General features: G+C 61.2%; 21 protein-coding genes. 13 read left to right on the forward strand and 8 right to left on the reverse strand.

The window, feature by feature from the left end; all coding sequences use genetic code 11:
* The first annotated feature begins 33 nt into the window (after positions 1 to 33).
* From J0W34_RS12090 to J0W34_RS12130, 9 genes are all read left to right on the forward strand, one after another.
* Positions 34 to 1,044, forward strand: coding sequence for a quinone-dependent dihydroorotate dehydrogenase (locus tag J0W34_RS12090; protein WP_230968958.1), 1,011 nt, complete (start codon positions 34 to 36; stop codon positions 1,042 to 1,044).
* A gap of 101 nt (positions 1,045 to 1,145) precedes the next feature.
* Complete coding sequence (rsxA, locus tag J0W34_RS12095; RefSeq protein WP_227814280.1) at positions 1,146 to 1,730, forward strand: electron transport complex subunit RsxA; 585 nt, start codon at positions 1,146 to 1,148, stop codon at positions 1,728 to 1,730.
* Between the two features lie 58 nt (positions 1,731 to 1,788).
* On the forward strand, positions 1,789 to 2,340 hold the full coding sequence (rsxB, locus tag J0W34_RS12100) for an electron transport complex subunit RsxB (RefSeq protein ID WP_227814279.1): 552 nt from the start codon (positions 1,789 to 1,791) through the stop codon (positions 2,338 to 2,340).
* Positions 2,337 to 4,037: an electron transport complex subunit RsxC gene (gene rsxC, locus J0W34_RS12105; protein WP_230968959.1), complete on the forward strand. Its 1,701-nt coding sequence runs from the start codon at positions 2,337 to 2,339 to the stop codon at positions 4,035 to 4,037. The genes rsxB and rsxC overlap by 4 nt, the downstream gene beginning before the upstream one ends.
* Complete coding sequence (locus tag J0W34_RS12110) at positions 4,037 to 5,041, forward strand: RnfABCDGE type electron transport complex subunit D (RefSeq protein ID WP_230968960.1); 1,005 nt, start codon at positions 4,037 to 4,039, stop codon at positions 5,039 to 5,041. The genes rsxC and J0W34_RS12110 overlap by 1 nt, the downstream gene beginning before the upstream one ends.
* Positions 5,038 to 5,730, forward strand: coding sequence for an electron transport complex subunit RsxG (gene rsxG, locus J0W34_RS12115; RefSeq protein ID WP_230968961.1), 693 nt, complete (start codon positions 5,038 to 5,040; stop codon positions 5,728 to 5,730). The genes J0W34_RS12110 and rsxG overlap by 4 nt, the downstream gene beginning before the upstream one ends.
* The gene (gene rsxE / locus J0W34_RS12120; RefSeq protein WP_227814275.1) at positions 5,727 to 6,416 is read left to right on the forward strand and encodes an electron transport complex subunit RsxE; all 690 of its coding nucleotides are present in this window, start codon (positions 5,727 to 5,729) and stop codon (positions 6,414 to 6,416) included. Before rsxG ends, rsxE begins: the two co-directional genes overlap by 4 nt.
* A gap of 14 nt (positions 6,417 to 6,430) precedes the next feature.
* The gene (nth, locus tag J0W34_RS12125; RefSeq protein WP_230971677.1) at positions 6,431 to 7,090 is read left to right on the forward strand and encodes an endonuclease III; all 660 of its coding nucleotides are present in this window, start codon (positions 6,431 to 6,433) and stop codon (positions 7,088 to 7,090) included.
* Between the two features lie 4 nt (positions 7,091 to 7,094).
* Positions 7,095 to 7,535, forward strand: coding sequence for a DUF1841 family protein (locus J0W34_RS12130; RefSeq protein WP_230968962.1), 441 nt, complete (start codon positions 7,095 to 7,097; stop codon positions 7,533 to 7,535).
* Between the two features lie 64 nt (positions 7,536 to 7,599).
* On the opposite strand, the gene J0W34_RS12135 is transcribed toward J0W34_RS12130, so the two are convergent.
* The 3 genes from J0W34_RS12135 to J0W34_RS12145 all read right to left on the reverse strand — a co-directional run bounded on the left by J0W34_RS12135 (position 7,600) and on the right by J0W34_RS12145 (position 9,506).
* Positions 7,600 to 7,920, reverse strand: coding sequence for a c-type cytochrome (locus J0W34_RS12135; RefSeq protein WP_227814272.1), 321 nt, complete (start codon positions 7,918 to 7,920; stop codon positions 7,600 to 7,602).
* Positions 7,917 to 8,237 carry a c-type cytochrome gene (locus J0W34_RS12140; protein ID WP_227814271.1) on the reverse strand — a complete coding sequence of 107 codons (321 nt, stop codon included), beginning with the start codon at positions 8,235 to 8,237 and terminating at the stop codon, positions 7,917 to 7,919. The genes J0W34_RS12135 and J0W34_RS12140 overlap by 4 nt, the downstream gene beginning before the upstream one ends.
* Before the next feature lie 312 nt (positions 8,238 to 8,549).
* A complete protein-coding gene (locus tag J0W34_RS12145) occupies positions 8,550 to 9,506 on the reverse strand; it encodes an SGNH/GDSL hydrolase family protein (protein ID WP_230968963.1) in 957 nt (318 codons plus the stop codon).
* A 160-nt stretch (positions 9,507 to 9,666) separates the two neighbouring features.
* Here J0W34_RS12145 and J0W34_RS12150 point away from each other — a divergent pair, with 160 nt between their 5' ends.
* The 3 genes from J0W34_RS12150 to J0W34_RS12160 all read left to right on the forward strand — a co-directional run bounded on the left by J0W34_RS12150 (position 9,667) and on the right by J0W34_RS12160 (position 14,061).
* A complete protein-coding gene (locus J0W34_RS12150) occupies positions 9,667 to 10,509 on the forward strand; it encodes an AAA family ATPase (RefSeq protein ID WP_230968964.1) in 843 nt (280 codons plus the stop codon).
* A gap of 102 nt (positions 10,510 to 10,611) precedes the next feature.
* Positions 10,612 to 12,531: a TIR domain-containing protein gene (locus J0W34_RS12155; protein ID WP_230968965.1), complete on the forward strand. Its 1,920-nt coding sequence runs from the start codon at positions 10,612 to 10,614 to the stop codon at positions 12,529 to 12,531.
* 348 nt (positions 12,532 to 12,879) lie between these two features.
* Complete coding sequence (locus J0W34_RS12160; RefSeq protein WP_230968966.1) at positions 12,880 to 14,061, forward strand: vWA domain-containing protein; 1,182 nt, start codon at positions 12,880 to 12,882, stop codon at positions 14,059 to 14,061.
* A 4-nt stretch (positions 14,062 to 14,065) separates the two neighbouring features.
* Here the strand turns inward: J0W34_RS12160 and J0W34_RS12165 are convergent, their stop codons facing one another.
* From J0W34_RS12165 to J0W34_RS12175, 3 genes are all read right to left on the reverse strand, one after another.
* Positions 14,066 to 15,841 (reverse strand): M61 family metallopeptidase, encoded by a 1,776-nt coding sequence (locus J0W34_RS12165; RefSeq protein ID WP_230968967.1) that lies wholly within the window; start codon positions 15,839 to 15,841, stop codon positions 14,066 to 14,068.
* Positions 15,842 to 15,919: 78 nt separating this feature from the next.
* Positions 15,920 to 17,812 carry an ATP-dependent zinc metalloprotease FtsH gene (ftsH, locus tag J0W34_RS12170; protein WP_227814261.1) on the reverse strand — a complete coding sequence of 631 codons (1,893 nt, stop codon included), beginning with the start codon at positions 17,810 to 17,812 and terminating at the stop codon, positions 15,920 to 15,922.
* Positions 17,813 to 17,915: 103 nt separating this feature from the next.
* Positions 17,916 to 18,536 carry an RlmE family RNA methyltransferase gene (locus J0W34_RS12175; protein WP_230968968.1) on the reverse strand — a complete coding sequence of 207 codons (621 nt, stop codon included), beginning with the start codon at positions 18,534 to 18,536 and terminating at the stop codon, positions 17,916 to 17,918.
* Between the two features lie 40 nt (positions 18,537 to 18,576).
* On the opposite strand from J0W34_RS12175, the gene J0W34_RS12180 reads away from it, so the two are divergent.
* A complete protein-coding gene (locus tag J0W34_RS12180; protein WP_230968969.1) occupies positions 18,577 to 18,936 on the forward strand; it encodes a YhbY family RNA-binding protein in 360 nt (119 codons plus the stop codon).
* Here J0W34_RS12180 and J0W34_RS12185 read toward each other — a convergent pair whose 3' ends face one another.
* The gene (locus J0W34_RS12185) at positions 18,937 to 19,410 is read right to left on the reverse strand and encodes a DUF4149 domain-containing protein (RefSeq protein ID WP_230968970.1); all 474 of its coding nucleotides are present in this window, start codon (positions 19,408 to 19,410) and stop codon (positions 18,937 to 18,939) included.
* Positions 19,407 to 19,883 (reverse strand): transcription elongation factor GreA, encoded by a 477-nt coding sequence (gene greA, locus J0W34_RS12190; protein WP_227814257.1) that lies wholly within the window; start codon positions 19,881 to 19,883, stop codon positions 19,407 to 19,409. The genes J0W34_RS12185 and greA overlap by 4 nt, the downstream gene beginning before the upstream one ends.
* Position 19,884: the final 1 nt, after the last annotated feature.

Below are 19,884 nucleotides of genomic sequence, written 5' to 3' on the forward strand. Positions count from 1 at the left end.
AATCAGGGCAGCAGTGGAGTAAAATGCGCCGCTATGCTCTACGACCTCGCACGCCCCCTGCTCTTCGCGCTTGACGCGGAATCCGCCCACGAAATGTCCCTGTCCGCGCTGTCGCGCCTGGGCGCGCTCTTGCCGCCTGCCAAGCCGTTGCCGGCCACGCCGACGACGGTCATGGGCATCGAGTTTCCCAACAAGGTGGGCCTTGCCGCCGGGCTGGACAAGAACGGAGAAGCCATCGACGGTCTGGCCCGCTTCGGATTCGGCTTCATCGAGATCGGCACCATCACGCCACGTCCGCAACCGGGCAACCCGAAGCCGCGCCTGTTCCGGCTGCCCGAGGTCAAGGGCATCATCAACCGTATGGGTTTCAACAACCACGGGGTCGATGCGCTGATCGAAAACGTCAAGGCGGCCAAATTCAAGGGCGTGCTGGGCATCAATATCGGCAAGAACTTCGACACGCCGATTGAAAACGCCGTGGATGACTATCTGGCCTGCCTCGAAAAGGTCTATGCCCTGGCCACCTACGTGACGGTGAACATCTCGTCACCCAACACCAAGAACCTCCGTGCGTTGCAAGGCGCTTCAGAGCTCGATGGCCTGCTCGGCCCGCTCAAGGCGGCCCAGACACGACTGGCCGACACCCACGGGCGCTACGTACCGTTCGCCCTCAAGATCGCGCCGGACCTCGAAGCCGATCAGGTCACCAACATTGCAGACGCACTCAAGCGCCACCACATCGACGCGGTGATCGCCACCAACACGACCATCGCCCGCGACAAGGTCCAGGGCGTCAAACATGGTGACGAACAAGGCGGCTTGTCCGGCGCGCCGGTGCGCGAGTCGAGCACGCATATCATCCAGTCGCTGTCGCAACAGCTCGCTGGCGAACTGCCGATCATTGGCGTCGGCGGCATTCTGGGTGGCCGTGACGCGCTTGAAAAGATCGAGGCCGGCGCTTCGCTGGTCCAGGTCTACAGCGGGCTCATCTACCGCGGTCCGGCGCTGGTGCGCGATTGCGTCAGCACCACGGCCAGTGTGTAAGCCGCACGCGGGCGTGACGGTCATATACCTATAACTTCAGCAGGGTTGAGCCCCCCTGACCGGCAAGCGATAATCGACGACTTGGGAAAATTCAAGCGCATATGAGCAGTTATCTTTTCGTCATTCTCGGCGCCGTTCTGGTGAACAACGTGGTGCTGGTCCGCATTCTGGGCCTGTGTCCGTTCATGGGTGTCTCCAAAAAGCTCGAAACCGCCATTGGCATGGGGGCAGCGACAACATTCGTGCTCACCCTGGGCAGCGGTACGAGTTACCTGATCGACCACTATCTGCTGGTGCCGAACGATCTGGTTTATCTGCGCACGCTGTCCTTCATCGTGGTTATTGCCGCCATTGTCCAGCTGACCGAGCTGGTCATTCACAAGACCAGCCCGCTACTGCATCAGGTGCTTGGCATCTACCTGCCGTTGATTACCACCAACTGCGCGGTGCTCGGTGTGCCCTTGCTCAATGTGGGCCTGCGACACAACCTGCTCGAATCCCTGCTGTTCGGCTTTGGCAGCTCGATCGGCTTCACGCTGGCGCTGATCCTCTTCGCCGGCATCCGCGAGCGCCTCGACGGCGCCGACGTGCCGCTGCCGTTCAAGGGCACCGCCATCGCCATGATCACCGCCGGCCTCATGAGCCTTGCCTTCATGGGCTTTGCCGGCCTGGACCGCTACCAGTGACACCCATGAGTACACGCTTGCACCTCATGACAGCCACACACACCGAGAGCACACGTTCATGCTGACCGCCATCATCGTCATGGCCGGCATCGCCATCGTGCTCGGTGGCGCACTCGGTTTTGCCGCCATCCGCTTCAAGGTCGAAGGCGACCCGCTGGTGGACAAGATCGATGAGATCCTGCCCCAGACCCAGTGTGGCCAGTGCGGCTTCCCCGGTTGCCGGCCCTATGCCGAGGCCATCGCCAACGGCGAGGCCGACATCAACCAGTGCCCGCCGGGCGGTGAAGAGGGCATCCGTCACCTGGCCGATCTGCTCGGGCGCGAGTTCAAACCCCTGGATGAAGAACACGGTGTCGAAAAGCCCAAATCCGTCGCGCTGATTGACGAAGAGACCTGCATCGGCTGCACCTTGTGCATCCAGGCCTGTCCGGTCGATGCCATTGTGGGCGCCGCCAAGCAGATGCACACCGTGATCGAAAAGGAATGCACCGGCTGCGAACTGTGCCTGGCGCCCTGCCCGGTCGATTGCATCACCATGGAGCCGCTGCCCGAAACGGTCAAGAACTGGAAGTGGCGTTACCCGGTCATCAAGCTCAAGGAGGTTGCATGATCGCCGGGCTCTTCAAGTTCAATGGCGGCGTCAAACCCGATACGCACAAGAACGAATCGGCGCAGACACCGATTCGCACGGCACCGATGCCGGCCCGGCTCTTCGTGCCCTTGCGCCAGAGTGCTCGAACGACCGCACGCTGCATTGTCCAGCCGGGCCAGAAGGTCCTCAAAGGCGAGCGCATCGGCGTACCCGACGAATTCCTCGGTACCGCCATCCATGCGCCCACTTCGGGAACGGTCATCGGCGTTGAACTGCACACCATGGCCCACGCCTCGGGGCTGGGCACTCGCTGCGTCATCATCGAAGCCGACGGCGAAGATCGCTGGATCGATCACCATGGCTTCGACAAGGTCGATGCCACCCGCGAGGACAAACTCGCCTGGCTGCGCGACTGCGGCGTGGTGGGCCTCGGGGGGGCGACCTTCCCGAGCCATATCAAGGCCGGACGCGGTACGGGCATCGATACCCTGGTGCTCAACGGGGCCGAGTGCGAACCCTGGATCACCTGCGATGACCGCCTCATGCGCGAACAGCCCGCCGACATTCTCGCCGGCGCACTGATCCTGCAGGAACTGGTCGGTGCCACCCGCATTGTCGTCGGTATCGAGGACAACAAGCCCGAAGCCATCGAGGCAATGCGCGCCGCAGTGAAAGACACCGACGGCGACATCACCGTGACGGCCATCCCGTCGATTTACCCGGCGGGTGGCGAAAAGCAGCTCATTCGTGTGCTTACCGGCATCGAGATCCCCCACGGCAAACTGGGGGCGGACTTTGGCGTGCAGTGTTTCAACGTGGGCACGGCCCGGGCGGTTTATCGCGCCATGGCCTTCGGTGAGCCGCTGATCTCCCGTGTCGTCACGCTCACCGGCAATGTCGAGCAACCGGGCAATGTGGACGCGCTCATCGGCACGCCGGTGACGGACCTGATCGCCCAGGCGCGCCCCAAGGCCGATACCAACCGCACCCTGCTGGGCGGGCCCATGATGGGCTTCGAGTTACCGGCGCAGGACGTCCCGCTGGGCAAGGGCATCAACTGTCTGATTGCCTGCTCGCCGTCACTCTTCCCGCCACCGCCGCCCGAAATGAACTGCATTCGTTGCGGTGCCTGCGCGCGCGCCTGCCCGGCCGATCTTCAGCCGTTCGAGCTGTACTGGTTCTCGCGCGCGAAGAACTTCGGCAAGGCCCAGGAATATCACCTGTTCGACTGCATCGAGTGCGGTTGCTGTGCCTATGTGTGCCCGTCCCACATCCGGCTGGTGGACTACTACCGCTTCTCCAAGAGCGAGATCTGGGCACGCGAGCGGGAAAAAGCCGCTGCCGATGCCGCTCGGGATCGCTTCGAGTTCCGTAACGAGCGCCAGGAGCGGGAGAAGCGCGAGAAGGCCGAACGCCTTGCAGCCAAGGCTGCCGCCACCAAGGCCAAACTGGCTGAAGAGGCCAAAGCCAAGGAAGGTGAGTCCGGCGCTGATACGGGCGCCAAAGCGGGTGAAGATGACGCCAAGGCCGCCTTGATCAAGGCGGCGCTGGAGCGGGCCAAACAGCAAAAGGCGCAGGTTCAGGCCAAGAACACCGACAACCTGCCGCCCGGCGTCGAAGCACAGATTGCCGAAGCCGAAGCACGGCGTCAGGCCGAGCTTGCGCCCGAAGTACCAGCCCAAGACACCCCGCCCGACGCACCGGAAAAACAGTGATGTTCACGTCCCCCTTCGTACGCAAACCCGCCAGTGTCCAGCAGGTGATGTTCACCGTGCTGGTCGCACTCGTACCGGGCGTGGCCATCTACGTATCGCAGTTCGGGCCCGGCATTGTGGTGAACCTGCTGATCGCCTCGCTGGCCGCCATCGCCGCAGAGGCCCTCGTGCTGTGGTTGCGAAAGAAACCAGTCGGTCTTTATGTGACCGATCTGTCGGCAGTGGTCACGGCCTGGCTCATCGCACTGGCGTTTCCGCCCATCATTCCCGCCTGGATTCTCATCCTGGCGACGGTGCTGGCCGTGGTCGCCGTCAAGCACCTGTACGGCGGTCTGGGGCAAAACCCCTTCAACCCGGCCATGGCGGCTTACTGCCTGATGATCGTCGCGTATCCGTCTGCCATGTCCCAGTGGCCGCCTGCCGGCTGGATGGATCTGGCGACGCACTGGCAGCACATCGTCGGTGGCAACATGGACGCCATCACGGGCGCCACGCCGCTCGATGCGATGCGCACCGGTGTCCGTGGCAATGCCACTGTTCATGACGTTCTCCAGGGCAATGCATTCGGCGTGCTCGGTGGCGCGGGCTGGGAATACATCGGTCTTGGCTATCTCGTCGGCGGCCTCTTCATGTGGTGGCGCAAGACCATTACATGGCACCTGCCCGTGGCCTTTCTGGCCGGTATGGCTGCGATCTCGGGCCTGTTCTGGCTGATCGACAGCACTCGATACGCCTCTCCCCTGTTCCATCTGGCCAGCGGCGGCGCCCTGCTGGCGGCCTTCTTCATCGTGACTGATCCGGTCTCGGGCGCGAGTACGCCGCGCGGCAAACTCATCTTCGCGGCGGGCATCGGCGTCATTGCCTATTTCATCCGCACCTTCGGCGCGTATCCGGACGGTATTGCCTTTGCCGTTCTGCTCATGAACATCTGCGTTCCGCTCATCGACATGAAGACCCAACCCGCCGTCTTCGGACACAAAGGGTCGAACGGAGGGGCGTCATGAGCACGACGCAATACACCGCCGGGCGCACCGCGGCCCGTACCGGCGCCATTCTGACCGTGTTCGCGGCCCTGTTCACGGCGGCCATGGCGTTCACCTACAGCCTCACCAAGCCGGACATCGCGGCGGCTGTTGCCGAAACGAAGCGCAAACTGATTGCCGAGGTGCTGCCGCCTGACGCCTATGACAACGCCCTGCTCGAAGACGCCATTCACCTGCCGGCCAATGAGAAGCTCGGGCTGGACGATGGCGGCACGGTCTATCGGGCGCGCGAAGCCGGCAGTCCGGTCGCCCTCATCGTCGAAGCCCGTGCGCCCAATGGCTATGGCGGCGCCATCGGCATGATCGTCGCCGTGCGTACCGACGGGAGCCTGTCGGGTGTGCGCGTGACCGATCACAAAGAGACGCCGGGGCTGGGGGACTACGTTGATCGCAAGAAAGACAGCAACAAGGCCAGCCCGTGGATCGATCAGTTCTCGGGCACGTCGTTCGAGACCCTGCCCCGTGACGATTGGCGCGTCCAGAAAGACGGGGGCCGGTTCATCTATCGCACCGGCGCGACGATCAGCGCACGCGCCGTGATCGAAGCCGTCGCCAAGACGCTCGACTGGACCAACGCCCACCGCGAGGCGCTGTTCGCCACGCCCACGGGCACCACCTTCAAGCCGAACGCTGGGGGGGAAGCGAAATGATCGAATTCAATCGGGACAACTGGATCAACGGGCTGTGGAAGCAGAACCCGGGGCTGGTCCAGCTGCTGGGGCTGTGCCCCATCCTTGCCGTCAGCACCACCATGGTCAATGCCGTGAGTCTGGGGGTGGCCACCATCCTGGTGATGGCGCTGGCCAACCTCGGCGTGGCCATCCTGCGCAACTTCATCCCCTACGAAATCCGCATCCCGGTGTTCATTCTGGTGATTGCGTCCTTGGTGACGGTGGTCGATCTGCTCTTCAACGCTTATCTGCACGGACTTTATCTCGTGCTCGGCATCTTCATTCCGCTGATCGTCACCAACTGCATCGTGCTCGCTCGCATCGAAGCCTTCGCCGCCAAGAACAACCCGGTTGCGTCCACCTTCGACGGCATCGCCCAAGGTATCGGCCTGCTCTGGGTGCTGGCCGTGCTGGGCGCCGTGCGCGAATTCCTGGGCTCGGGCACCCTGTTTGGCGGCATCGACCTCATCATCCCCGAGGCAAGTGCCATCAAGCTTCTGGGCGATGACTACCCGGGCTTCCTGATTGCCATCCTGCCCCCCGGGGCTTTCTTTGCGCTGGGTTGCCTGATCGCGGCATTCAACTGGCTCAACCTGCGCAAGCACGAGCACAAACCGGCACCCGCTACCCCGGTATCGACCGACGCCACCACGGCCGAGGCCTGAGCATGGCGCGGCCGATGACGCGCGAGGCCATCGCGCAGATGTTCGAGCGCTTTGCCGCCGCCAACCCGTCTCCACAGACAGAACTCGAATACGCTTCGCCCTATCAGCTGCTGGTTGCCGTGGTGCTCTCCGCCCAGGCCACCGACAAGAGCGTGAACATCGCGACGCGCGGTCTCTTCAAGGCAGCCCCCACGCCCGAAGCCATGGTCACTCTGGGCGAAGCCGGTATTGCCGAGCACATCAAGACGATCGGTCTGTATCGCAACAAGGCCAAGAACGTCGCCGCACTCTCCCACCTGCTGCTGGAACGCCATCTGGGAGACGTCCCGGATACGCGCGATGAACTTGTCGCACTCCCCGGCGTCGGACGAAAAACCGCCAACGTTGTGCTCAACACCATCTTCAGGCAACCGGCCATGGCGGTCGATACACACATTTTTCGTGTGTCCAACCGGACCGGCCTGGCCAGTGGGAAGAACGTCGACGAGGTGGAACAACGCCTGCTCAAGCGGGTGCCCAAGGAATTCCTGCTCGACGCACATCATTGGCTGATTCTTCATGGCCGCTACACGTGCACCGCGCGCAAACCCAAATGTGGCGAATGCATCGTGCGCGACCTGTGCAATTTCAAGGACAAGACGGACGTGCCCATCGAGCGCGCCCCAGAGGACTGACACCATGTTCGACCCCAGCCGTGACCAGGCGCGCCAGTTTTTCATCGAGGCATGGAAGAAGCACCGCGACGGCAACGTCCTGACTGCCATGGAAACGATGTTCATCGGCATCGCCGAGGCGCACCCGGAATACCATGCCCTGCTCGAGGATCCCGAGGCCATCGACAAGGACTTTGCGCCCGAGGATGGCCAGATCAACCCTTTTCTGCACCTGTCGCTGCACCTGGCGGTGGAGGAGCAACTCTCCATTGACCAGCCGCCCGGCCTGAAGCCCGCCTTTGCTCAGCTTCAGCTCAAACTCGGCAGCCGGCACGATGCACTCCACGACGTGGTGGAATGTCTGGGTGAGACGATCTGGCGGGCACAGCGCGATCGCCAGCCGCCTGACGGCATGGCCTACGTGAACGCCGTACGCAAGCGCGCCGGGCTCCCCATCGCGGGCTGACACGGCCGACACCAAATGAAAAAAGGCGGGCCTGAGCCCGCCTTTGCCGTTTCAACGTCAAGATTTACTTCTTGACGACCAGCCCCTTCTGGGACGCGAAGAAGGCCGCGAGATCGGCAATGTCTTGCGAGCTCAGCGGCTCGACCTGACCTGCCATGATTTCATTCTTGCGATTCTTGAGTTTGTAATCAGTGAGAGCGCGTACCAGATAGTCCTCATGCTGGCCAGCCAGCTTGGGGAACATGGGCGTCGGACTGTTGCCGTCCGCCCCGTGGCACGCGGCACACACCGCGGATTTTTCCTTACCGGCTGCCGGATCACCTCCCGCCAGCGCCGGGGCACAGGCGAGCGTGGCGACCAGAACAGCCATCCATTGCAACTTCATTGAGCACTCCCGTAGTAAGCAGCCAGATCCGCCATGTCCTGATCACTCAGGCTGGCGGCAATGCCCTGCATCGTTGGGTGACTGCGCGTACCGTCTTTGTAGGCCATGAGCGCAGCCACGATGTAGTCGGGGTGCTGACCACCGATTTTGGGTACGTGATACACAGACGGGAACGCCGTGCGATAGCCCGGAATGCCATGACAGCCCACACACATGGAAATTTTTTGTTTTGCAGCTTCGGCACTGCCATCGGCTGCCCATGTGGCTGTGGACGCGACTGCCAGCACGGCAGCCAGGATGAACCGTTGTCCCTTCATGAAGACTCCTCTGTTGGGTTTGGGGGAATCTGAAACTGAAACGGCCCGTCGATTCTAAAGGTGAAAAAGCGCGTGTTGCAAACTATTCTCGCTTCGCTGCGACGCACAAATTTACTTAAAAATCATCAACTTCTAATCTAGCTCGACGCCAACCCGAGCAAATCCGCACGTTTTCCAGTGGCAACCCGATACGACGAACTCGAATCGGATTGAAAAGACAGTTTCCAATACCGGTTTTGCGCCGCACTGCGGCAGAGCAAACCCCCGCAGCATGAATCAATCCGGCGGGGGCATTTTCAATTCATCTGGTGTTCAGAAGACACGACGTCTTGCAGCGATGAACGCGCCGAGGGCCAGCAGTGAGAGCAAGGCAGTCGACGGTTCCGGTATCTGGCGGGCCACCGCATCGGCAAACGCCAGGCCCAGTTGCTGATGGGCTGCGGTTGTGGGATGGACGCTATCCCAGAACAGGTAGGTACTCTGTTCATTGGGATCTAGGACGCAGGCAAGCGAGTCGATGCAGGCAGCATCGACCACGGCCAGGCCCACACTCGCCGGGTCAGCCACGACATCCCGGAGGAAATTGAAGGTGTCAAAGGTCGTCACGCGCGCGTCCGGCGTACTGATCCGGAATGACATCAAGGCCTGGTCGAGCAGCAGATTGAATCCCGCCGAAACCGCCGTCATCGTGCCTTGCTCAGCGGTGCCGAGAAAAGAGGGCGTCAGGCCCAGATCCGGCATGTTCGGCAGGAAGAAATTTCGAGCACCGAGCGAGTAAAGATCCCCCAGGACCACCATCAGATTGGCCACCGACTGATCGGGCGTCAGACCGGCCTCGAAGTAATCATTGGGCCCGCCCCAGACGCCATACAAGGCATCCGGATCCGCCGGCGCACCACCGAGCGCATTGGCAAACATACCCACTTGCGCCTGCATACCGGTTCCGTTCAGCCCCTCAGCCCACAGAAAGCTATCGTTGCCATTCACGTCGAACCCGGTCTTGGCACCGCCAAAGGCAAAGTCGGTCAGACTCAGCCCGAGCGAGTCGGCCATGTACTCCGCCGCCACCGGACCATTGCTGAACCGGCCATCCACATAGGGTGGCGGCGGGAACGTACTTCCGCTCAGCGCGAACACGTTTCCGTTGTCCGAAAGGCTGTCGCCGAAAAAAACGAGTTGGGAATAGTCGCTTGACAGCAAGGCAGCCGTGCCGGTCTGAGCCATGACGGCCATGCACAATGCGGTGAAGACTTGACGCAAGCCACGCATAAGGGATCTCCTCTGTCGGTTATAGTTTCCGCGTCCCCTGCACACGGAGTTGATACACACTAGTGCAGTGCTACAGAATAATCAAACGATCGTTCGCATCTCCTCGATGTGGGAAAAGGACACATTCATGTAATGTTGCCTGAACGATCAAGGAAACCCCATGCGCTTTGAAGGCAGTCAGAACTACGTCGCCACCGACGACCTGAAACTTGCGGTGAACGCCGCGATCACGCTCGAACGCCCTTTGTTGATCAAGGGCGAACCGGGCACCGGCAAGACCATGCTGGCAGAGGAAGTGGCAGCTGCGCTCGGGGTGCCGCTGCTTCAGTGGCACATCAAATCGACCACCAAGGCTCAACAGGGGCTTTACGAGTACGACGCGGTGTCGCGGCTGCGCGACTCGCAGCTGGGTGATGATCGGGTCAAGGACATCGGCAACTACATCGTCAAGGGTGTGCTGTGGCAGGCTTTTGAACAAGACACGCCGTGCGTGGTCCTGATCGACGAGATCGACAAGGCGGATATCGAATTCCCCAACGATCTGCTGCGCGAGCTCGATCGCATGGAGTTTCATGTGTATGAGACACGCGAGACGATCCGGGCGCGCAACCGGCCGATCGTGTTCATCACCTCCAACAATGAGAAGGAACTGCCGGACGCGTTTCTGCGCCGGTGCTTCTTTCACTACATCCAGTTCCCCGACCGGGAGACGATGCAGGCCATCGTTGATGTGCACTTTCCCGGCATCAAGAAAACGCTGCTGACCGAGGCGCTGGAGGTTTTCTTCGGCCTTCGGGATGTTCCGGGGCTCAAGAAGAAACCGTCCACATCGGAATTGATCGACTGGCTGAAGCTCTTGATGGCCGAAGACATTCCAGCGGAAGTGTTGCATACACACGATCAGGGCGAGGCCTTGCCTCCGCTTCACGGGGCACTGCTCAAGAACGAGCAGGACGTTCACCTCTATGAGCGACTGCTCTTCATGAACCGGCGCAACCGCTGAACGGCAGCAAGGCGTGGCGATGACGTGATCCAGTACCGGCAGGGTTCCTGAGCGCCCTGCTTCACGTTATGCTGAGCGGAAACCCGCGAGGATAACGACGGTTTGGACGGTATTTTCATCAGCTATCGACGCGACGACTCGGCCGGCTACGCCGGGCGTCTGTACGACCGCCTGGCAGCCCATTTCGGGGTCGATCGCGTGTTCATGGATGTCGAAGGGATCGAGCCGGGCACCGACTTCATCGTCGCCATCGAAAAGGCCCTGAGATCGTGCCGCGTCCTCATCGTCCTGATCGGGGACGAATGGCTCGACATTCGCGACGTACGCGGCCGCCGCCGGCTGGATGACCCGAACGATTTCATTCGCATCGAAACCGGCACGGCGCTTGGGCGCGATATACGTGTGGTGCCGGTGCTGCTCGATGGCACCCCAATGCCGGACTCAGACGCCCTGCCGGACGACCTGAAGTCACTGGTGCGACGCCACGCGGTGGAACTCACACACAAACAGTGGGAAGCCACGTCGGGCGAACTCATCGCCACGCTGGAAAAGATTCTTCAGCAGAACCCCGTGCCTGTCGAACCCGCAACGGGCGGCGGGACTCAAGCCCCGCCATCCCCCGAGACAGCACCAAGCAAGGGGTCCCGTGGCGTCAAACGATGGCTCGCGTTCGCCGCTGTGGCGATCGCACTTGTGCTGGCCCTCGCCTATTGGGCGGCGAAACCGATCAACTCGGTCAGCGTTGATACGGATTCATCCCGGCTTGCCGTCGAGCGCAAGACGTCGCCCCCCCGTCTGTCGAGCCCACAGACGCAACTCGATTTTGGCAAGGTGCCGGCATCGGAGACCAAACACCTCGAATGGCTCGTCCGAAACGCAGGCGGCACCAGCGGAAACGTTGAAATCGTTCTTGACGGTCCGGATGCAAGCGTCTTTTCAACCCCGGTCGACACCTGCAGCGCCGGCATTCGCGAGGACAGCCAGTGCAGCATCTCGGTCCGCTATCAGCCTGTGGCATCCGGTGCCCATTCAGCGCGCCTGACGGTGCGCACTCAAGGGTCGAGCACTGCCGTCGCGCTCGTCGGCCTCGCTACTGATACCGTCGCTTCTCCGCCCCCCACAGCACCGCAAGCACCGAGCACACCGCCAGAGCCGCCAGCCACGCCCGCTGCGCCTCCTGCTGCGACGGTCAAGCCAAAACCCTCGATAGAAGACATCAAACTTGTGGCGCGTGACGGCGGCGTCACTCTTTGTCACGAAACCCGTCACGCGACTGAACTGCGCATCACCCCCGGAAATATCGTTGCCAACGACCCCGCGCGCGGCTGCATCGAGATTCCACTATCGACAACCACAACGCTCACGGTGACGGCCAGCAACGCCCACGGCCAGACCAGCAAACGCATCACGGCTTCACCGGCCGCGCCCGCGGCGGCGGCCGGTGATTCAAGACTGCCGAGCCCTGGCGACCGCTGGGTCTACCAGACCCGCGGCAAATGGGCCAACAGCCCCAAACGCACGGTCTCGGTCACCGTCGATAAAGTCGAAGATGCGCTGATCTACGAATCCATGGCGCTGAAGATCCCGAATGCGCGACCGGGTGGTAGCAAGCGATCCAGCCGAGTGCGCCCGGCCATCATCGACTGGACGTGGCTGGGCTGGGAGTTCGCCCCCTGGCTGGCCGCGGGCGATGCGCTCGAGACCGCGCGCTGGCGAGGATTTTCAGTTCCGGATGTGGGCGCACACTGGACCAACTGGCGCGGAGAGGCCGAGGTTGTCGGTCGGGAGACCGTGACCGTGCCTGCAGGTCGATTCGACACGATCAAGGTCAAGGTGCTTGCGCAGCGTCGTCAGAGCGGTAGTCAGATCGAGGCCGACGTCGAGCCGACGCAAACAAAACTTACGGTTTGGTACTCGCCCAAAACCAAGCGCTACGTGAAGATGGAACGCATCATCGACGCCGCCAGTGGGACGGAAATCGAACGAGATCAGATCGAACTGATCGAGTATCGAACTCAATAGCGCCCTGATCGCATCATGCATGCTGGCGCCTCAGGAGACGTCAGCGCTTGGTTCGACTTTCATTGTGTGTGATGGCGTGCGCCCTTTCGAGCGCGGCATACGCCGGGCTGTGTCCGTCCCCGCCGGTGGTGACGCTCAATCAGGCGATGTGCCTGGCACGCAACTTTGTCGAGCGCCCGTCCCCACCACCATGGCAAACGGACTATCGCGTTTTCAAGACGACCAGCGGCTGGTCGGTGCGCTATGCACCGCGCACGCCAACCCCGCGCGGGGGTTCGGGCGAACTGCTCATTGACGCCCAATCCGGTAGAGTGAGAGTCATACGCATGGACCGCTGAGTGTCACGACGTGCTGATCGACTTTTTCCTGTATCTGCGCACCCACAAACTGCCCGTTTCGACCAAGGAGTTTCTGCTCCTGCTCGAGGGCGTGCGCAGTCACGTCTGCGGGCACTCGATCGATGAGTTCTACTATTTTTGCCGCACCTGTCTGGTCAAGGACGAGACTCACTACGACCGCTTCGATCAGGCCTTTGGGCGCTACTTCAAAGGCGTGAGCGAACTGCCTGGGCTGGATGCGGACCTGCCGGATGAATGGCTCAAGGCTTTCACCAGGAAATACCTCTCCCCGGACGAACGGGCCAAGCTCGAAAAATTGGGTTGGGACGCGCTCATGGAGACGTTTCGCAAGCGGCTGGACGAACAGCAGGCACGCCACGAGGGTGGAAACAAGTGGGTTGGCACGGGCGGGACATCCCCATTTGGTAACAACGGATATCACCCGGAAGGGCTCCGCGTGGGCGGGGAATCCGGAGGAAACCGCACCGCGATCAAGGTCTGGGACAAGCGCGAATTCCGTAATCTGGACGATTCAGTCGAGATCGGCACGCGCAACATCAAGGTGGCCCTGAGGCGCCTCAGGCGATTTGCGCGCGTCGGCGCCGCCGATGAACTCGATCTGGAATCGACCATTGCCGCAACGGCCCGAAACGCCGGCTGGCTCGACCTGCATATGCGTCCGGAACGCCACAACGCCGTCAAGGTGCTCATGTTTTTCGACATCGGCGGCTCGATGGACGATCATATCAAGGTCTGCGAAGAACTGTTCTCGGCGTCCAGATCCGAGTTCAAGCATCTGGAGTATTTCTACTTCCACAACTGCGTCTACGAGCATGTGTGGCGAAATGCGCAACGGCGTCACAGCGAGCGAACCCCGCTGCTGGACGTCATCCACAAGTACGGGCCGGACAACAAACTGATCTTCGTGGGCGACGCGACCATGAGCCCTTACGAGATCCTGCATCCGCATGGCTCGGTCGAATACATGAACAAGGAGGCCGGCGCCACCTGGCTGAGACGCCTGCTCGACGCTTACCCGTCAGCGGCCTGGCTGAATCCGGAGCCAGAACGTCTGTGGAGCTATCGCCAGTCGATCGAAATCATCCAGGACATTATCGGCAAGGGGCGGATGTACCCCATGACGCTAGCCGGCCTGACCGATGCCATTGCCCAGCTATCGAAAAAACGCTGAGCGTTCAGGCGCCGATCCAGGCTTTTCGCAAGCGCTTCGCCGCGGCGCCCGGCTTTGCCGCCAGCATGAGCTTGACCGTTTCCTCTGCCGGGGACAGTCTCAGTACGGATGACATGAGCTCGTCGCGGCGGAAGTAGTGAACCTCCAGGCGGTCGCCCGGCACCTTGCGATCAAGCACACCGTCGAGCGAGTCGGCCGACACCCTCAGCCCATCGATCGCGATCAACTCATCGCCGGCGCTCAGGCCTGCGAGGTGGGCCGCGGACGCCTCGTGAACAGCCGCAATCACCGCCTTTCCGGATTTGCTCTTGAGGCGCATACCGATCGAGGGGCGCTGTCCCGGCACACGGGTGAGTGACACGCCAAGGGATTTGAGCAGCGAAGCCAGTGGAAGGTCATCCGTTCCGGTGACAGCACGTTTGAGCCAGCGCGCGGTCGGCTCGTCCGAAACCTCGGTCACGACCGTGAACACGCCATCCTCAGGGACGCCGACGCCGGTTTCGCCGTACTGGGCCCACAGCGCACGCATGACATCGTCCATGCTCTTCTTGCCTTTGCTGTCCCCACGCAATTTGAGATCGAGCGCGAGTGCAATGAGAGAGCCCTTGGTGTAGTAGCTCACGATGGCGTTGGGGGCGTTCTCATCCTGCTTGTAGAACTTGCTCCAGGCATCGAAAGATGATTCTGCAACACTCTGTTTCAGCCGACCGCTGCCCCGCTCGACCCGCGTGATGACGTCACCGACGGTCTTGAGGTAGGCCGCAGGTTCGATAACACCACTGCGCACCAGACACAGGTCATCGAAATAGGAGGTAAAGCCTTCGAACGCCCATAGCAGCCGCGTGTAGCTTTCTTCAGCGAGTTCGTAGGGCGTAAAGCGTGCCGGCTTGATGCGTTTCACGTTCCAGCTGTGGAAGTACTCATGGCTGCACAGACCGAGGAATCGCTGATACGCCTCAGGCGTACCCTGCATGCCCTTCCATGGCAGGTCCTCGCGCGATGTCAGCAGGGCCGTGCTGGCACGATGCTCGAGCCCGCCGTATCCATCGCCGGTCACCATGGTGAGAAAGAGGTATCGATCCATGGGCGGCCGACCGCCGAACAGGTCGATCTGCCACTGACAGATCTTCTTCAGATCGGCGCACAAACGCTCGGTATCGCAGTCGTGACGTCCGGTGAGGACGACTTCGTGCGTGATCCCGCCCGCCTTGAAGCTCGCGAGCGTGAAGTCCCCCATCTCGACGGGATGATCGATCAGCTCGTCGTATGAATCCGCCTTGTACAGGCCAAAGCCATGCCGCTTTGCGGCCCCCTTGCTCCCCTTGGCCTCGCGCATCGCCGTTGCCACTTTCCAGGTACCAACAGGCGCTGCCTTTGGAGGACAGATGTCCACCAGACAGGGCTGATCCTCCTGACCATCGACACTCAGAAAAACACTCGTCCCATTGAAAAAGCCGTGGGTCTGATCAAGGTGAGCCGCGCGAACCGACAGATCCCACGCATACACGTGATAGGTCACACACAACATCGCGTCGGCGAGGACCCGACCGCATCGCCAGGTCTGCTTGTCGAGTTTTTCAACATCCACTTTCTTGCCGCCTGCCTCGGCAGACAGCGTCACGATGTTCTTAGCAAAGTCCCGAATCATGTAACTACCGGGAATCCACGCCGGCAAGCTCAGCACCTGATCACGAGGTGCGGGGCGATCGATTTCGAGGCGAACTTCGAACAGGTGGGCGGCGAGATCGGAGGGCTCGATACGGTATCGGATGGCTGCCATGGTGTCGTCGGTCTTCGAATGGTGTCAGGCAAAAAAACAGGGCCGGCTGTTGAGCCGGCCCTGTCCGCGATACTTCAATCAGGCTGCGGGCGCAGGGGGCGCTGCAGGCGCTGCGTCCGGCGAATCATCGCCGGACTTCGGCTTGGGCGGCGTGCTCGGCTTCGGCGGCCGCGGCTCACGCCCATCCATGATGTCGTTGATCTGGTTCGCGTCAATCGTCTCCCACTCCAGCAACGCCTTGGTCATCATTTCGACCTTGTCGGTATTTTGCTCGAGCAGGTTACGCGCCAGCGAATACTGCTGATCAAGAATACGACGAATCTCGGCATCCACCTTCTGCATCGTCGATTCCGACACGTTCTTGTGCGTGGTCACGGCACGGCCGAGGAAGATCTCACCCTCCTCTTCGCCATACACCATCGGACCGAGAACGTCGGACATACCCCACTGGGTCACCATCCGTCGCGCAAGATCAGTGGCACGCTGGAAGTCGTTGGACGCACCCGTTGTCATCTGCTTCATGAAGATCTCTTCGGCGATACGGCCACCGAACAGGACCGCGATGGTCTGCATGAGGCGTTCGCGATCCTGACTGTATCGATCTTCTGCCGGCAACTGCATGGTCACCCCGAGGGCGCGGCCGCGCGGGATGATGGTGACCTTGTGCACCGGGTCGGTCTTGTCCAGCAGCTTGGCCACAACGGCGTGACCCGACTCGTGGTAAGCCGTGTTCCGGCGCTCTTCTTCAGGCATGACCACAGAGCGGCGCTCGGCGCCCATCATGATCTTGTCCTTGGCACGTTCGAAATCGTCCATGTCCACCAGGCGCTTGTTGGAGCGCGCGGCAAACAAGGCAGCTTCGTTGACCAGGTTGGCCAGATCTGCACCGGCAAAACCCGGTGTGCCGCGCGCCAGCACCATCGGCTCGACGTCCGGCGCAATCGGCACCTTGCGCATGTGGACACGCAGAATCTGCTCACGACCACGAATGTCCGGGAGCGGCACCACAACCTGACGGTCAAAGCGCCCCGGACGCAACAACGCAGGGTCGAGCACGTCAGGACGGTTGGTGGCTGCAATCACGATGATGCCGGTCGCGCCTTCAAAGCCATCCATTTCAACCAGCAACTGGTTTAGCGTCTGCTCACGTTCGTCGTTACCGCCGCCCAGTCCGGCACCACGCTGGCGACCGACCGCATCGATTTCGTCGATGAAGATGATGCAAGGGGCCTGCTTCTTGGCCTGCTCGAACATGTCACGGACGCGAGCCGCACCCACGCCGACAAACATCTCGACGAAGTCAGAGCCGGAGATGCTGAAGAACGGGACCTTGGCTTCGCCGGCAATGGCCTTGGCGAGCAAGGTCTTACCGGTACCCGGCGAACCCACCATGAGGACGCCCTTGGGGATGCGGCCACCCAGCTTCTGGAACTTGGATGGATCACGCAGGAAGTCCACCAGCTCGGACACTTCCTCTTTGGCTTCATCGCAGCCGGCCACGTCGGCGAATGTCACCGTATTGGCCGAATCGTCGAGCATGCGCGCCCGTGACTTGCCGAAAGAGAACGCACCGCCGCGACCACCGCCCTGCATCTGGCGCATGAAGAAGATCCAGACACCGATCAACAGCAGCATCGGGAACCAGGAGACAAAGATGTTCATCAGGAAGGACTGTTCCTCGTCCGGCTTGGCTGCGCGAATCTTGACGCCATAGCGCATCAGATCGGATTCAAGCCAGATATCCCGCCCTGTCTGATAAACGGTGACCGACCGGTCGTCCTGAGTGCGGGCGTGGATGACCTGCCCGTCGATCTGGACTTCCTTGATATTGCCGGACTTGGCCTCTTGCATGAACTCGGAGTAAGCCATGCTCTGCTGGGCCATCTGTCGGGTGTTGAACTGATTGAAGACCGTCATCAGCACGACACCGATCACCATCCAGATCGCCAGGTTTTTGAACAGATTATTCAATGCGACTTCCTTGAACGCCCGTCAGGGGCTTTAGTAGCAGACTCATTCTATTAGTGAATGTTCCCGCAGGTAAAGCAATCGACCGGATAGGTCGGGCCTATGCTCATGCTCGCTTGCCAACACCGAGGAAATACACCTCTGAACTGCGATCGCGCGATGCGGCGGGCTTGCGTACGACCACCTTGGAGAAGACGTCCTGCATGGCGCGGCGATACTCATCGATGCCGGCACCCTGGAAGACCTTAACGAGAAAATGCCCCTCCGGCTTGAGATGCGTTGCCGCAAAATCCAGCGCCAGTTCGCACAGCCCGATCGCCCTCGCCTGATCCGCGGTCGCAATACCTGAGATGTTGGGGGCCATATCGGAAATTACAAGATCCACCGGCTGATTTTCGAGTGCTGCTTCGAGCGCATGCAGTACGGTATCCGACTGAAAATCACCCTGGATGAAATGGACATTGTGCAAGGGCGCCATCTCGAGCAGGTCCAGCGCGACGACCTTTCCGTTGTCGCCCACCTTCCGTGCCGCGATCTGGCACCAGGACCCGGGGGCTGCCCCAAGATCCACGACCGTCATCCCGGGCTTGAGCAGATGATCCTTCTCGTCAATTTCCAACAGCTTGAACGCGGCCCGTGCCCGATAGCCCTCTGCCTTGGCCATGTGAACATAGTGGTCGTTCACGTGCTCACGCATCCATGCCTTACTGGTCTTGCTTCGCTTCATAGGAGTAGAATCACGCCCTTCCTCGAGGAATCAAATGTCTATGACCGAACTGTCCAGCGCGCAGCGACGAGCATTTCGCGCGCAAGCCCATCATCTTAATCCGGTTGTCAGTGTCGCCGGTAACGGACTCACGCCCGCGGTGCTAGCCGAGATCGAAAAAAACCTGCTCGCCCACGAGTTGATCAAGGTGCGCGTGTATGGCGAGGACCGCCATCAGCGCGACGCCATGATGCAATCGATCTGCGAAAGTACAGGGGCGGCCGCCGTCCAGCACATCGGTAACATTCTGGTGATTTACCGTCAGGCCCCTGCCCCGGAAAAGAAGCCCGTCAAGCCGGTGCAGAAAGGCCGCGCTTCCGGCACGAAGAAGCCGAGCACCTCAAAACGCGCCAACCGCTGATCAGAGATCGGTTGGCGCCGAGCGCCAGACCGCAAGCGCGCCCAGCATGCTGGCAATGAGGAACAGCGTGCTTGAAATGCCGTGAAGGGCGCCGAAGCGTGAGCGCAACTCACCGCTCATTTCGACGCCTGCCGGAAACTGCGCCTTGATGTCGGCCATCATCGGCTGAAGGCCGAACTGGCCGACCCCCGTGATGATCAGCATCGCAACGATGCAGCTCAGCGCTACACGGCTCAGCCCGCGATGACGCGCGCGCCATTGCACAAGCAGGATCAGCCCACCACAGAGGAATCCGATCCAGGAGACGATCGAAAAAAGGGTACCGGCAATGGCCCCCGCCTGCATGCGACTTTCGATCGCAGCAAACAGGACCGGCGCTGCCACGTATCCGATCGCCCACATCGCACCCACCCAAACAGTGAGCAGCAGTCGCTGCACACCGTTGAGCGGATGGGCGATGCGAAACAGCTTCACACGTACCGAACGTCGACGAGTTCGTACTCGCGGGTACCGCCGGGCGCTTGCACCTCGGCCACATCACCCGCGTATTTTCCGATCAGTGCCCGGGCAACCGGAGAACTGACCGAGATCTTGCCTTTCTTGATGTCGGCTTCGTCTTCACCAACGATCTGGTAGGTGACCGTGTCGCCACTATCCAGATCTTCGAGTTCGACGGTTGCACCGAATACACAGCGACCATCAGCATCAAGCAGCGCCGGATCGATGATCTGTGCGTTCGACAGGGTGCCTTCGACCTCCTTGATGCGTCCCTCGATAAAGCCCTGACGCTCCTTGGCCGCGTCGTATTCGGCGTTCTCGGACAGATCGCCGTGGCTGCGAGCCTCGGCAATCGCCTCAATCACGGACGGACGCTCCACCGTTTTTAGACGATGCAGCTCCGCTCGCAGTTGCTCCGCCCCTGCGACGGTCAATGGAATTTTGTTCATA

Source organism: Nitrogeniibacter aestuarii (assembly GCF_017309585.1).
Taxonomy (GTDB): Bacteria; Pseudomonadota; Gammaproteobacteria; order Burkholderiales; family Rhodocyclaceae; genus Nitrogeniibacter; species Nitrogeniibacter aestuarii.

Bases quoted from the DNA above. Each gene is read 5' to 3' on its own strand.
- J0W34_RS12165 (WP_230968967.1), bottom strand. From the start codon at position 15,841: ATGGCAGCCATCCGATACCGTATCGAGCCCTCCGATCTCGCCGCCCAC.
- nth (WP_230971677.1), top strand. From the start codon at position 6,431: ATGACGCGCGAGGCCATCGCGCAGATGTTCGAGCGCTTTGCCGCCGCC.
- J0W34_RS12180 (WP_230968969.1), top strand. From the start codon at position 18,577: ATGACCGAACTGTCCAGCGCGCAGCGACGAGCATTTCGCGCGCAAGCC.
- J0W34_RS12130 (WP_230968962.1), top strand. From the start codon at position 7,095: ATGTTCGACCCCAGCCGTGACCAGGCGCGCCAGTTTTTCATCGAGGCA.
- J0W34_RS12090 (WP_230968958.1), top strand. From the start codon at position 34: ATGCTCTACGACCTCGCACGCCCCCTGCTCTTCGCGCTTGACGCGGAA.
- rsxA (WP_227814280.1), top strand. From the start codon at position 1,146: ATGAGCAGTTATCTTTTCGTCATTCTCGGCGCCGTTCTGGTGAACAAC.
- J0W34_RS12145 (WP_230968963.1), bottom strand. From the start codon at position 9,506: ATGCGTGGCTTGCGTCAAGTCTTCACCGCATTGTGCATGGCCGTCATG.
- J0W34_RS12135 (WP_227814272.1), bottom strand. From the start codon at position 7,920: ATGAAGTTGCAATGGATGGCTGTTCTGGTCGCCACGCTCGCCTGTGCC.
- J0W34_RS12140 (WP_227814271.1), bottom strand. From the start codon at position 8,237: ATGAAGGGACAACGGTTCATCCTGGCTGCCGTGCTGGCAGTCGCGTCC.
- rsxC (WP_230968959.1), top strand. From the start codon at position 2,337: ATGATCGCCGGGCTCTTCAAGTTCAATGGCGGCGTCAAACCCGATACG.
- J0W34_RS12150 (WP_230968964.1), top strand. From the start codon at position 9,667: ATGCGCTTTGAAGGCAGTCAGAACTACGTCGCCACCGACGACCTGAAA.
- rsxG (WP_230968961.1), top strand. From the start codon at position 5,038: ATGAGCACGACGCAATACACCGCCGGGCGCACCGCGGCCCGTACCGGC.
- rsxE (WP_227814275.1), top strand. From the start codon at position 5,727: ATGATCGAATTCAATCGGGACAACTGGATCAACGGGCTGTGGAAGCAG.
- J0W34_RS12110 (WP_230968960.1), top strand. From the start codon at position 4,037: ATGTTCACGTCCCCCTTCGTACGCAAACCCGCCAGTGTCCAGCAGGTG.
- greA (WP_227814257.1), bottom strand. From the start codon at position 19,883: ATGAACAAAATTCCATTGACCGTCGCAGGGGCGGAGCAACTGCGAGCG.
- rsxB (WP_227814279.1), top strand. From the start codon at position 1,789: ATGCTGACCGCCATCATCGTCATGGCCGGCATCGCCATCGTGCTCGGT.
- J0W34_RS12175 (WP_230968968.1), bottom strand. From the start codon at position 18,536: ATGAAGCGAAGCAAGACCAGTAAGGCATGGATGCGTGAGCACGTGAAC.